The organism is Gemmatimonadota bacterium, from assembly GCA_009838845.1.
Taxonomy (GTDB): domain Bacteria; phylum Latescibacterota; class UBA2968; order UBA2968; family UBA2968; genus VXRD01.
Genome location: VXRD01000023.1, coordinates 1 through 13,238, shown reverse-complemented (window position 1 = coordinate 13,238; position 13,238 = coordinate 1). Strand labels below are relative to the sequence as shown.

At 53.2% G+C, this 13,238-nt stretch carries 9 protein-coding genes; 2 read left to right on the top strand and 7 right to left on the bottom strand.

What is annotated here, in order from left to right:
* The 4 genes from F4Y39_03605 to F4Y39_03590 form a co-directional block, all read right to left on the bottom strand.
* Positions 1 to 1,570 (bottom strand): NTP transferase domain-containing protein (locus F4Y39_03605; protein ID MYC12789.1); only part of this gene is annotated, 1,570 nt, incomplete at its 3' end.
* Entirely contained in the window at positions 1,461 to 2,852 is a 1,392-nt protein-coding gene (locus tag F4Y39_03600; protein MYC12788.1) for a TolC family protein, read from the bottom strand. The genes F4Y39_03605 and F4Y39_03600, both read right to left, overlap by 110 nt.
* A 174-nt stretch (positions 2,853 to 3,026) precedes the next feature.
* Entirely contained in the window at positions 3,027 to 3,974 is a 948-nt protein-coding gene (locus F4Y39_03595; protein MYC12787.1) for a flippase-like domain-containing protein, read from the bottom strand.
* A gap of 72 nt (positions 3,975 to 4,046) precedes the next feature.
* Positions 4,047 to 5,555 carry a tetratricopeptide repeat protein gene (locus F4Y39_03590; protein ID MYC12786.1) on the bottom strand — a complete coding sequence of 503 codons (1,509 nt, stop codon included), beginning with the start codon at positions 5,553 to 5,555 and terminating at the stop codon, positions 4,047 to 4,049.
* Between the two features lie 57 nt (positions 5,556 to 5,612).
* Between F4Y39_03590 and F4Y39_03585 the strand changes: the two genes are divergently transcribed.
* Positions 5,613 to 6,173: a hypothetical protein gene (locus F4Y39_03585; protein MYC12785.1), complete on the top strand. Its 561-nt coding sequence runs from the start codon at positions 5,613 to 5,615 to the stop codon at positions 6,171 to 6,173.
* Positions 6,170 to 7,054 (top strand): DMT family transporter, encoded by an 885-nt coding sequence (locus F4Y39_03580; protein ID MYC12784.1) that lies wholly within the window; start codon positions 6,170 to 6,172, stop codon positions 7,052 to 7,054. Before F4Y39_03585 ends, F4Y39_03580 begins: the two co-directional genes overlap by 4 nt.
* Before the next feature lie 88 nt (positions 7,055 to 7,142).
* On the opposite strand, the gene F4Y39_03575 is transcribed toward F4Y39_03580, so the two are convergent.
* From F4Y39_03575 to iolD, 3 genes are all read right to left on the bottom strand, one after another.
* The gene (locus F4Y39_03575; GenBank protein ID MYC12783.1) at positions 7,143 to 8,552 is read right to left on the bottom strand and encodes a sulfatase; all 1,410 of its coding nucleotides are present in this window, start codon (positions 8,550 to 8,552) and stop codon (positions 7,143 to 7,145) included.
* Positions 8,536 to 10,359, bottom strand: a complete 1,824-nt coding sequence (locus F4Y39_03570) for a hypothetical protein (GenBank protein ID MYC12782.1) — start codon at positions 10,357 to 10,359, stop codon at positions 8,536 to 8,538. Before F4Y39_03570 ends, F4Y39_03575 begins: the two co-directional genes overlap by 17 nt.
* An 855-nt stretch (positions 10,360 to 11,214) precedes the next feature.
* Positions 11,215 to 13,083, bottom strand: a complete 1,869-nt coding sequence (iolD, locus tag F4Y39_03565; protein ID MYC12781.1) for a 3D-(3,5/4)-trihydroxycyclohexane-1,2-dione acylhydrolase (decyclizing) — start codon at positions 13,081 to 13,083, stop codon at positions 11,215 to 11,217.
* Between the last annotated feature and the right edge of the window lie 155 nt (positions 13,084 to 13,238).

The following is a 13,238-nucleotide window of genomic DNA, read 5'->3' as shown; positions in this document are numbered from 1 at the left end:
CATCCACATTCAAAGCACCACGCGCGCGCAACATCTGTCCGCCAAAGCCAAAAATACCCGCCGTCAACAGCGCCGAACCAATCACGAGAAACCAGTACATACCCGCAATACTATTGGCGACAGCCAGTGTGCAAAAAAAGGCGGCAAAGAAATCGCGGCGACTCACAAATTTGAGCGACATACAAAAACGGTGAAACCACCCGCGTTCACTCTCGGGCACATCGCTCGAAAACGCCATATTAAAACTCACAATACTGCCAGACCCCACCAATTTCATATACAGAAAAATCATCAAGACCCCCAACACATCCAGAAAAACCATCACACCGCCCAGCAGGGGATAAAATGCCTCACCCGTATATGCATACATCCCGGCGAGAACCGCCATAAAAAACACGAGATAGGACATATTATCCGCCAGCGTATCGACCCACTCACCCAGGCGAGAACCCATAAATTTTAATTTCGCAATCTCGCCATCGCACCCATCTACAATAGACGCAAACTGAAACAACAGCCCACCCAGAGCCAGATGCAAATAACTCGTACTCCCCTTAAAAACCAGCCATGCCGACAGAAAACTCAACAACATCGTCGCAATCGACAACTGGTTTGGCGTAACAGGTGTATGCACGAGCAGGCGAGAAATGCGCGTAGAAATTTTGCGATTGAAATAGCGCGAAACAAAACCATCGGTCGGCTTGCCGAGCCTGCGAAACAGCTCCTGCTCGGCGTGGACATGCGCCTCGGGCGTATCCACATCGAGCCAAAACGCGCCATCGATATCCGCAGTGCGCATACTGCCTCTCTCAGCCAAAACGCGAATCCCTCCCGACAATGACCCCTCGCCCTCTGCAATAGACTGCTCGAGCGCGCCAAACAAAAAAGGACTGCACAGAAAAATCCCCGTATCTACCGCATTGAAATCGGCCAACTCTTTTCCAATTTTGACCACGCGATGATTCTGCGTCATCACCTTCGTGGCATCTTCCATATCAAAAATACCATCGAGACCTGTATCGACACATAGCACAGCTTCATCCCGACCAACCGGCATACGACGCAATTTGACCAGTATCTCGGGATCAAACAGATGGTCGGACATCAAAAGAATAAACGGCTCATCGACATATTCCCTAGCACTCAATACCGACACCCCATTGCCGCGCGCCCATTCCTTATTTTGAACCCAATCAATCGCCACATCCGAAAGCTGTGGATCACCGGCAAGCGCGTGCATAATCTCCTGGCACCGATACCCCACCACAACCACAAACTCTGAAATGCCCGCGCGCATAGCCGACAAAATCGTGCGCTTGAGCAATGGCACGCCGGCCAGGGGCACGAGAGGCTTGGGCAAATCCGCCCCATAACCTCTCAACCGACTGCCCATACCGGCGGCAATAATTACAGCTTTATTCACCATAACTTCTACAACCTTTCTCAATATCCCAAGCAATTTACAAAAGACTGCGTCCAACAGCCCGTTGTAATCGCGCCCAGGACCGGTTAAAATTGAACACTGCTTCGTAATATTTGGCGCGAATAACACCGTACTCTTTTGCAGCATCGATCATATCCGATGCATCTTCAAGCCCGGCATTAAACCCATCGCGAACCGATATAAACCACCGGCGGGTCGCCCGCCGCGCCGTGCTGGCAGCCGCCATATTTTTCTGTGCCTCGATCAACTCGCGGTAAATCTTCTCAATTTCAATTGCCACGCCTTTCTCGGCCAGTTGTTTTTGATACAACAACTTCTGATATTCCAAACTCGCTTTCCGCGCCTTCGCCGACGTAAGCCCAAATGACAGCGACTGCCGAACACCTATCACCGCCCCTGCCTGCAAAATATTGAAATCATCTCTGGCAAAAGGACTTGTCTGATCGTCGCGGTTTGGTGCGTAACCATACTTAAATTGACCCGCAATAAATATCTGGGGATACTGCTCGCCTTTTGCCACCTGCATTAGAGATTCACGCACCTGTACGACAGCCTGTAACTGCTGCATATCCTCGCGCGCTCCCGCGCGGTTGAGATAAAACTCAAGCGGCTCAATCTCCACATCAACCGGTGTTAAAGGACCCGCAAGAGCCAGCGAATCCCCTTCACTCAATCCCAAAAGCAGGCGCAGGGCAGACTCGGCAAGCGCTTTTGTTTTCGCCGCCTCGTGTACTTTTTCGCGCACATCAAAGGCAAACCGATCAATGCGGCCCAGATCGGCATACGTAAAATCGCCTTCCTCTGCCTCCAGCTTCTCCGACACAAAATCGCGCGCCGTTTGAAAATCACTTTGTGCCTCCAATGCCAGTGCCCACAAATCCTGCGTCAGTTGCAACCCAAAATACACCTCGGCAACCTGAAGCTCCAGATCGCCCCGCGCTTTTCGCAGCCCCGCCTGCTGAGCCGTCATCCCTGCCATAGCCGCTGCTTTGGCTCCGGATAAATAACCGAATGTAAACAGAGGTTGCACAACCGTGGCCTCTGTACGCGTAAAAATACTCAAATGACTCAGCATGGTATTGCCAGTGAGCGCGTCACCGCGCGCCTCGGGCGAAGGACCAATAACAGACCGCAGTTCAAACTGCGGCAAAAAGCGGATGGCATTTGCTTGATCTAATTGCGCCCGCGCAATATCGACATCAACCGCTGCTGCACGCACGCCGGGATGCACACGCATCGCCTGTGCAATACTCGCGGACAAATCATACGTTTCGGCGCGAAGAGAATGCACACAGAGAAAAATCCCAAAAAAGGACACACACAGCCTGAACATGTGTGAAAAAAAACCACACCTGTTGCAATTGAACAACACAACCCCCTGGACTCCGGCGAAAAACTTCAGAAACATAAAAATCTATATCTATATTAAACAAATAGTTAAAAAAAGACCATGCAAACAGGCACAAAATATCTCTCTATATAAGCGAAATCCGTGCCACCGTTAAATATACAAAAAAACCGGACAAAAGTCCGGGTTAGCTATACTAACGTTTTCATCCGCGAGAAGTTCCCCTCCACATATTCATCGCCGCACCGCCATCAAAACAAATCCAAAAAACACCCAGAAAATTTTTCGGATACGCCGGATCAATGCAACGCCCAATCCCAATTCTGGCGTCAACCCCAACAATTGAAAAAGAAACACATGCCCGCTCTCAAAAACACCGACACCAGATGGAATAAAGAAAAACGCCGTGTTTATAATCAACGACAAAGACGTGAGCAAAAAAGCGGTCAAAAAAGATTGTGGCTGTCCCAACAGGCTGAGAATCGCATACACTTCAAAAATTCCCAAAACCCAACTCAGCATGTGCAGTGCCATACACAGCCAGAACCCCAGGCGGTTCTGCCGGTAAAATGCCGCAATCGTCCGATCAACTTCTTCAAACTTTTCGCGCCTCGACTCCAAAAAAGAGAGACGCAACTTCTTTAAAACATCCAGCAACCATACAGAAGCCCGTTGGCGCTGAGACACATAAGCCGCCACAATTCCAACCGTACCCAACACCAGGGCAACCCCCAATCCAATCTGCACCTCTACTGAAAGCGGAAACATGCCCACGGCCAACCCCGTGCCAACCAGCGCGAAGACCAGGCCACTCACCAGTTCAACCGTCTTATTGATCACCAGAGAGGGTACACCCTGCGTCACAGAAACCCGGTCGCGCAACATATACGCTTTGGCCACCTCACCACCCACATGGGAAGCCGGTGTGACATTGCCAATAGCTTCTCCCGATAACTTTGTGCAAAAAAGTGACCAAAAATGCGGACGCTCGCCATTAAAACACATCGCCCATGCCCACGTATTGCTCACATGCCAGCCCAATGCAATGAGCAAAACAGGTACATAGCCCCACCCCATCTGCCGCACTTGCGTCCAGGCGGCGATAATCCCAACCTCGTAAATCAACACCGCCAGCAGCGTTAACCCAATGCCCCACAACATCACCCTGCGCGCAGTTTTCATTTGCTATCTATCCCAAAAGAAACGGCGACCAAAATGCGCCGCCGTTCGTCAATAGTGTCTTATAGAACACCGTCAATTAACCCGCATAATCACGTGATAGCCCAGAGGGGTTTTGACAACCCCACTGACTTCATTGGGTTTGAGCTTCATCACTGCGGCTTCAAAATCCGGATGCAAATCGCCCTTAGAGAAAAATCCCGTACTTCCGCCATTTTCTTTTGAAGGATCAATAGAATAACTCCTCGCCAAAGCGGCAAAATCTTCTCCGGCTTTGAGCTTGTTCAAAATTTCCTGAGCCTCAATTTCCGTCTTCACCAGAATATGCCGCACCCGCATCTTACCCGCCTGAATCGACTTAATAATATCCAGATTCCCCTGTGCATCGCGCAACGTACTGGCATCCTTGCTTTCGGCCATTGCCGTTTCATACGCTCTTCGCGCCTTGTCAAAATCTCCCCGAGCCGAATAAATAAACCCCAGATTGTTGTGAATCTCGGCATCTTTGGGATCAATCGCCAATGCCTTCTCGTAAATCACACCTGCAGAATCGACCTTCTCTTCGCCCAAATACAGCAATGCCAACCGCTTATAGGGCGCAATCCACCTGGGCGCGCGCGAGATACAGGTCAACAGTTCAGTCTTGCCCTGTGCAATATTGCCCTTAGCCACATAGACTTCTGCCAGTCGAAATCGCACCAAATTGCCATCGGGTGCGCGTTCCAAAATGCCCAGCATCTCGCCAATACTGGCGTCAAAATTACCCCTGGCTGCGTACAACTGGGCAAGTGCATCGCGCACCTCGAGATCATCCGGAGCGAGATCGCGTACCTTTTCCCAGGCTGTCTGTGCAATATCCAAAGAATCCACTTCTGCACTCATAAAACCGAGTGCGCGATACACCGACGGATCTTCTGGCGCAGCCTCAACAGCCTGTCGATATGCCGAAAATGCCTGCTGCGTCATCCCCAGCGCGTGAAAAACCCCGCCCCGATTGACCATCAACATCACATTGTCCGGATTGGCAGCAAGGCCGCGGTCCATAACGGCGATAGCACTGAGTGTATCGCCAACCGCAATATGGGTCAGCGCCAGAGATTGATACGCCTCGATAAAATCGGAACGGCGTTTGAGTGCCGCTTCAAAATCGGCGATAGCTTCTCTGGGCTTGCCCAGATCGCTATTGAGAGATGCGCGTTCTGCCAGAAGCAAAGCGGGTTCATCGCTTTGCCCAATACCTCGATCCAGTGCAGAAAGAGCCTGAGAAATTTTGCCCTGCCGAGCAAACACCAGCGCCAGATCGCGATATCCGCGAACAGAACCCGGTTTTATCTCCACTACCTTTTGAAAAGCGGCCACCGCAGCGTCCAATTGCCCGGCCTCTGCGTAAAGCGTACCCAAAAAACCGTGCGCTCCCACACTATCGGCATGTGCCTCGGCAAAAGCGCGCGCCACCTCGAGGGCATCGTCAATTTTGCCCTCGCTATAATGCGCCTCAATCTCTTTCAAAAAATCCCGCGCATCCACAACCGGGGCCTGAAAAAATATCATACCCCATACAAAACACAGCATCCACCGTTTCAAAACGCAACCTCCATCCTTGACAACAGCAACACAACACAATATAATCACTTCTCACCTATGAAAACTTTAAAACAAAACGCCGTACCACTCATAGCCTTTCTAATCGCGGGAAGTACAGCGATACTCGCTTACGACCACTTGTCCTACGTAATTCCCTATGTGGTCTTTAAGTATCCCATCGCCATTGTCGTACTCTACGCATTTTTTCGGCTCATCGCATTTGCAGAGCGTAGGCGCAGTGCCCAACTCGACGAAGTGGGCTTGCTTCGGCCTCTGCGCGACGGTGCATTCCTCGTATGCCTGCACGCGCACCTGCGCGACCTCGGCATAGACCTGAACCTTTTATCATCGGCATCCAGCATGCACCTCGGCCTGTTATCCTGGGCAGTCGCCCTCATCGGATATTACGCCCTTGAGCAACCCGGAGGACTACCCGGTCGCACAATCGCTATCCTGTCCTCTTCTGCCACGCGCATCACAGTCTGCCGCGGACTCATCATCTCGGGACTGATAGGCGTAATCGGCACATTCGCGGCAATTGTGCAGCCTCTCTGGCTCGGTCTCCCCCTGCTTCTGGTATTCATTCGCGCCTATCTGCGTTCCGGAGACGGATCGTGAACGTAGAAAATGAACGCCTCAACACCCGCGCCGCCCTGCTCAACCTCTTGACGGCAATCCTCTGGGGTGGCAATTCCGTATCCATCAAACTCGGGCTTTCTGGTATTCCACCGCTTTGCCTGGCCGGCATGCGTTTCTTGCTCGGCGGACTCGTCGTCTATATTTGGACGCGCCCCCTGAAGATCGACCTGAAACTCAAATCCAACGAGAGACTAGGCATTGTCGGCCTCATTTTTATTTTTCTCGCGCAGATCTACCTGCTCAATGCGGGAACCGATTACACCCTCGCCAGCCGCTCGACCATCTTTATCTCTGCCTATCCCTTCTTCACCGCCTCGTTTGCGCACATCTTTATACCGGGTGACAAAATCAGCACGCGCAAAATGATCGGCATGGTATTGTCTTTTCTCGGCGTAATACTCATCTTTGCCGAAAGCTTATCACTCGGCGAACTTCAACATCTTTTAGGGGACACCCTCGTGCTCGCAAGTGCCGCTCTGCTCGGTGCTCGCCAGGTTTATCTCAAGCGCCTCGTCCAGAACATACACCCCGGAAAAGTCTTGATCTGGCAATCCGCCCCCAGCGTACCCATCTTTTTTTTACTCAGCGCACTATTTGAAACACAGACCATTCAACTCGATATCCGCGTCCTGAGTGCCGTTCTCTATCAGGGTCTCGTCGTCGCGGGATTCTGCTTTATCCTCCTCACCAGCCTGCTAAAACGCTATTCGGCCAGCCGCCTCTCTGTATTTGGATTCATCACCCCAATTGTCGGCGTCGTCGTCAGCAACCTTCTCCTCGGCGACCCCATCTCACCCGCCATTCTCCTCAGCCTCGCACTCGTGGGCATCGGCATCACCATTGTCAATACATCACAGTAAACCTCTCCCAAAACAACAGCCTATCAATCTATGCGGTCTCATTATACGCCGCAAGAAAAAACTGGTTTCAAAACCCAATGTACGCGCTCTACTCGAGCCGAATATCTGGCAACTCAAAATCATCGCCCGTATCTTCAATCCACTGTGCGAGACGCTCGTGGCATCTCTCCTTCTCCTTCTGAAACGCCCTGTTATAAACGTAATTCGCCTGCTCATACGGATCATCCGCCGTGTTGAAAAGCAACCAATCATTACTTGGCGTACACGCGTATTTCCACCCATCTCGCATCACCACAGCCCGCCACGCCTTGTTCACAGTGTGCGAATGCATCTTTCGGGGAATCTGCTGCAAATACGCCGAATCGGGTTCTGAACCTCTATCCGGTTTTCCCTTGAACTCGGCGGCATTGCTGGAAATACAGTGACCAGAATAATCGTGTCCGACCATGCCCTCGGGAACGGGAATACCGCAAAGCCCCAGCGTCGTAGGTGCAATATCGACGTGATTGATCACCGCATCGGTAGATCCCGTATTCATATTAGCACCTCCCCCCACCTTGCCGATAATAAACGGAATGCGGATCGACTCTTCCCACGGCGATGATTTGCCCGTCTGCGCGTGGCTCCACAGCATATCGCCGTGATCGGAAAAGAAAATCACATAAGTCTCCCGATCAACACCCATATCTTTGAGCGCCATGCGAATCCGCCCCACATTGTAATCCAGATTCTCCACCATCGCGTAATAACCCGCGTGATCCAGGGTTGCCCGCTCGCGGATCCGGGGGACAACCGGTACATTGCGTCGAAGCTGAATATCCGACGGATGAATCCGGGGCGCACCGCGCTCCGGATTTGTAGGCGGCACAAAGGGATTGTGCGGCGGCTGCACTGAAAGCACGGCAAAAAACGGCTGATAGTCTTCTTCACCACCCACATGATCCGCGAGATGATCTAAAAACAAGGTCGTCAAGCTATCGGTTTCATATCCGTCCAAACGCCGGGGCGTTTCGCCCTCCGAGCCATAAACATAGCACTCGTTCTGATTGTTATTGTTCTCATACCCCATCCAGTACTGAAAATTCCCCCTGCGCTCGGGAGGAACACAGTTCTCCCGCGCATTGGACCCGTCCAAATGCCACTTGCCCACATAAGCCGTGTGATACCCCGCATCATTAAACGGCATAGCAATAGTCGGAATCGCCGGATCCAGCGGAGATGGCGTCTGCGTCACCCCATTCTGATGCGGATAAGTACCCGTCATTAGCGCGCCGCGAAAAGGCGAGCACCACGGCGCACCGGAAACCGCACAGTCAAAACGCATGCCCTCTCGCGCGAGATTGTCGATATTCGGCGTAAACACATTGGGATCGCCCCGATAGCTCAATGCGTGTGCGCGGTGCTGATCGCCAAAAACCCAGATTACATTGGGCTTGCGTACAGGGCGAAACGAAAATTTCTCACTCATAAAAAAAACCTTTCTAATGCTCATGTCCATGCCCGTGATCGTGCAGGGGCGTATGATCGTGATAAATACCGTGCTTGTGCATCTGCTGGTGCAAGCGATTGTGTGCGGCCTCCAGCGTGGCGCGCATCTGTTTCAGACGCCTCGCCTCGGATCGCGGAGCGAGCGTATCCAGATAGGCAATTGCCCCTTCGATCTGTTCTAAAACCGTCGTAGCATCCGCCTGTGAAAAAATTGGTCTCCCCTCCACAACCACCTGTACAGCACTCGTGTGTGCGGCAATCTCGCCGTGTTGTCCCTTATAACTCCCGCGCACACGCAGTGCAATCCACGTCGAATCCTCCACCCGTACCTCTGCACTCCCCGACGCCGAAAGCCCCTTATCCACATTCACCTGCTCATACGTCAGCCCGCCCACAACGATCTCGACCTGATCAATCGGCAAACGCACCGACGCCACCTCCCACGTCACATTGACCGTCCCGCCAGAGGAAGGCAACGCCACCCGTGAACCGGGAGCCATTCCTTCCACCTGAATCTCTGCAAGCGGTCCCACCGTCACAAACGTATGACCCGCCTTTGTCTCCGCCATCCAGTTTTCATAGCTAAACTCGCGATCTCCCAAATGCGTATAAGTACGCACCCCGCCGAGTTGCGACGCAGCCGCCATCTTATCCGAACCGCCCACAACCGGAATGTGGTACCCCAAATTCAAATAGCGATACCAATCGGCAATCCCATAGGGATTGATCTGCGCATTGTGCGGATTAAACGTCATCATCTCCATCGCGTGGATCAGACCCAGCACAATATCTGCGGCGCGTTCGCACTGTGGATTTGGGCCGTGCGGCATCACCACCAGACCACCCTGATCAATACACTGCTGCGCCCACTCCGCCATCGTGACTTCCTGCGCATCTCCCAGCGCGGATTCCGACGGTCCCCCCGAACACAGCGGATGAATCATAAGCCCCGAATAGCCCAGCAGCGAAATATGTCCCAGAACCTGCATGCGATTCTCAGTCCCAACGCGCACGAGAAACTCGCCATCCCCACCAAAATCTCGCGCGCCAAAAGTCGTCTTCCCATCAAAATCCGACACATTGCTGAACATTTCCCCCCACTGGCTCGCCAGCAAATTCACCACATTCACACCCTCGCCCTCACCTTCCAGAAGCGCTGTTTGCGGACTCAAAAAATGCACATGCGTATCGGCAGTCACCCACCCCTTTTCTCGCCACTTGAGCACGCGATCAATCTCAAACGTAACAACATCAGTATCGGGACCAACCGCGAACTTCTCGCGGATTGGCGCAATCTCATATCCCTTCTGGATATCGACATACACATCGCCCAGAGGCAAGTCTGCCACGCATTCCCCCGGAATATAACAATACTGATTCAACCCATTGACGTGCTCGCCGTAATTGTCTTCAAACCAGTGTGGATTAACCTTGCGATGATACCCCTTCGGTGGCAAATACTCCCCGGCCTCGCCGTGCATGTGCAACCGTACAGCAACCGGCGTCTCTGTCCCTTTCTCCACCACCCGAATTGCGACCGGACGAAGCGCGGGCTGCACTTCGACAATCTCCCTCGCATCTGCCAGATCGTAAGCCTGCGCCTCCCCATCCCCCTCCACATAAAGCTTCCCCTGCGGGTGTGCGATATACTCGACAACCACCTCAGAAGAAGACCGCTCGGGCTGCACATCCACCTCCGTGCTCAACCAGCGTTCCGCATCGTAATCCAACACCGCCCGCGCAGACATCACCACGCCCAGATCAATATCGATATCCTCAAGCTCACCATTCCCGTTCAACTGCGCGCCCTCGGGCAATGCCAACTTCAATTTTTGGCGTACACCCGGTCGCAGCGGATGATCGGCGACCTGTGTATGAGTGATCCCCAGAACCAGCGACCGCTCGTTCCTGGGGACCAGTGTCAGATGCTCAATGGGTTTCTCCGGATTGGGATTGGGCAGCGCATAAACCCACAGTTTTATGCGCCCGCCATCTCGACCCGAACTGTGCCGCGTCTCTGCGCGACCATAAGCCGATGCAGAGCGCCGTCCCAGACCGTGTTCATCCGTAGCCCCCATCACAACACCGGGTTTCGCCGCAGGCATCGCTGCAAACGCACTTGCCCCCCACCCAATACGGGACTGTTGAATCGCAAACCGGCGCAAAATGCGCGTCTCTTCGGACTCGCCATCTGCATATTCCAGCACGTAATCCGACACGTGATCGCCGAGTTCATTGCCATCCATAGCAAAATCGGCCAGCCCCTCCTGATAATTACTCACGCGATTCTCGACCCCGTGCAAAAACACCACATAGCTCGCCTTCACACCGTCCATATCAACGCGCACAGCATCGCGGTCGAGCAATATACCATTCGGTTCGCCTGGCGCACCCAGATCAAATGGCAGACCCAGAACAGATTGCCTACCATACATCGCACCCAAATCTTCGCCACCAAACCCATCCAATTGCACGCGATCCACATTGTAATTTTCTACCAGCGAAACAGGCGTAAAATGTTCAGATGGGGGAATATTCATAATGCACCTCCGCGGAATGGTGTACAACTGGCCGCCTCTCAGGCCAGTTCATCAACGAATCAACGAATCAACGAATCAACGAACCCCGCCCATCCTCCCAAAATCTGTGTGTATCGCCATTCGTCTATTCGTTTACAAGAAATACCGTTCCTTCTTCACCATCACCTCAAACTCCTCTCTCGCCTTCTGCACCTCTTCCACTGTTGAAACCTCGGCAACCGGCACATCCCACCAGCTCTCGTAGCCCGGCACGCGCACCTCGCGATCTACCTCCACCGCAATCACCGTCGTGCGATCTATAGTCCGCGCCTCTGCAATCGCCTTCATCAGCCCTTCTTTGCCTTCGGGGCGCAACACATAAGCTCCCAAACTCTCGGCATTTGTCGCCAAATCGGTCGGCACATTTTCGCCATCCAATTGCCCGGTCCGCTCATCGCGCATCCTGTACTCTGTCCCAAACTCATGCGCGCCCACAGCATCCGACAACCCCCCGATACTCGCAAAACCGTGATTATCCAGCAACACAATATTCAGCTTAATCCCCTCCTGCACCGCCGTCGCAATCTCCTGCGCCATCATCAAATACGACCCATCCCCAACCATCACATACACCTCCCGAGAGGGATCGGCCATCTTAATACCCAACCCCCCGGCAATCTCGTATCCCATGCACGAATATCCATACTCGAGGTGGTATCCCTTGGGATTGCGCGTTCGCCACAACTTGTGGAGATCGCCCGGCATACTGCCCGCCGCACAAATCATGACATCCTCAGGCGCCGAACCTTCATTCACTGCGCCAATCACTTCACCCTGGCTCAAAACGGGCCGATGACCCAAATTGTAAATGCGATCCACCTCAGCCTCCCACGCCTCCCGAAATGCGACAACCCGCTGTGTCAAATCCCCCGACACGCGATACCCCTGCACCGCTTCTGTCAATTCTTCCAACACCACCCGCGCATCGCCCACCAGCGGCAATGCCCCGTGCTTAGCAGCGTCAAATTCCGCCACATTAATCGCGATAAATTTCACATTTGGATTTTGAAACGCCGTCTTTGAAGCCGTCGTAAAATCGCTCAACCGCGTGCCAATTGCGATCACCAGATCCGCTTCCCGCACGACAATATTCGCCCCCGGTGTACCCGTCACACCCACCGCACCCAAATTATTGGCGTGGTCGTAATTAAGCGACCCCTTGCCCGCCTGTGTCTCACCCACCGGAATGCCCGTCTGCTCGACAAATGCCGCCAGCGCATCTGTCGCCTCGCTGTACAACACTCCCCCGCCCGCAATCACCACAGGTTGCACACTCTCCCTGATCCACGCCGCTGCTTTTGACACCAGATCGCGATCTGGCCGGTTGCGCGGCACCACCCACACCCGTCTTTCAAACAACGCTTCGGGATAATCAAACGCCTCTGTCTGCGTATCCTGCGGACAACACAGCGTCACAGCACCCGTCTCAACAGGCGAAGTCAAAACCCGCATCGCCTCGGGCAATGCCAAAACCGCTTGATCTGCCCGATTCAACCGATCCCAGTACCGCGACACCGGCTTAAAACAATCATTCACAGAAATATCCTGTGACGCATTGGACTCCAACTGCTGCAACACAGGTGCCACATTTCGCCGCGCAAAAATATCACCCGGCAGCAGCAACACCGGCAAACGATTAATCGTCGCCGTTGCCGCGCCCGTCACCATATTCGTCGCCCCCGGTCCAATCGACGTCGTACACGCCAGCGTACCCAACCGATTCTTCATCTTGGCATAAGCCGCAGCCGTATGCACCATCGCCTGTTCATTGCGCGTCTGATAATACCGAAACTCATCGCAATACTCATGCAGTGCCTGACCAATCCCCGCCACATTCCCATGCCCAAAAATACCCGACATCCCCGCAAAAAAGGGCTGTTCAACCCCATCGCGCGAAACGTACTGCGCCTTCAAAAACTGAACAATCGCCTGTGCCATTGTCAATCGTCGCGTCTTTCCCATGTTATCCCTCGTGAATAAATGCGAATCTACGAATCAACGAATCTGCGAATCAACGAATCAGCGAATCAGCGAATCAGCGAATCAGCGAATCTACGAATCTGCGAATCGGGATTTGCACTGACTTTGGGTGGCAGGGTGGGATTCGTCTATTCGTC

Excerpts from the sequence above, each read along its gene's own strand:
- iolD (MYC12781.1), bottom strand. The coding sequence starts at position 13,083 with ATGGGAAAGACGCGACGATTGACAATGGCACAGGCGATTGTTCAGTTT.
- F4Y39_03595 (MYC12787.1), bottom strand. The coding sequence starts at position 3,974 with ATGAAAACTGCGCGCAGGGTGATGTTGTGGGGCATTGGGTTAACGCTG.
- F4Y39_03600 (MYC12788.1), bottom strand. The coding sequence starts at position 2,852 with ATGTTTCTGAAGTTTTTCGCCGGAGTCCAGGGGGTTGTGTTGTTCAAT.
- F4Y39_03585 (MYC12785.1), top strand. The coding sequence starts at position 5,613 with ATGAAAACTTTAAAACAAAACGCCGTACCACTCATAGCCTTTCTAATC.
- F4Y39_03575 (MYC12783.1), bottom strand. The coding sequence starts at position 8,552 with ATGGACATGAGCATTAGAAAGGTTTTTTTTATGAGTGAGAAATTTTCG.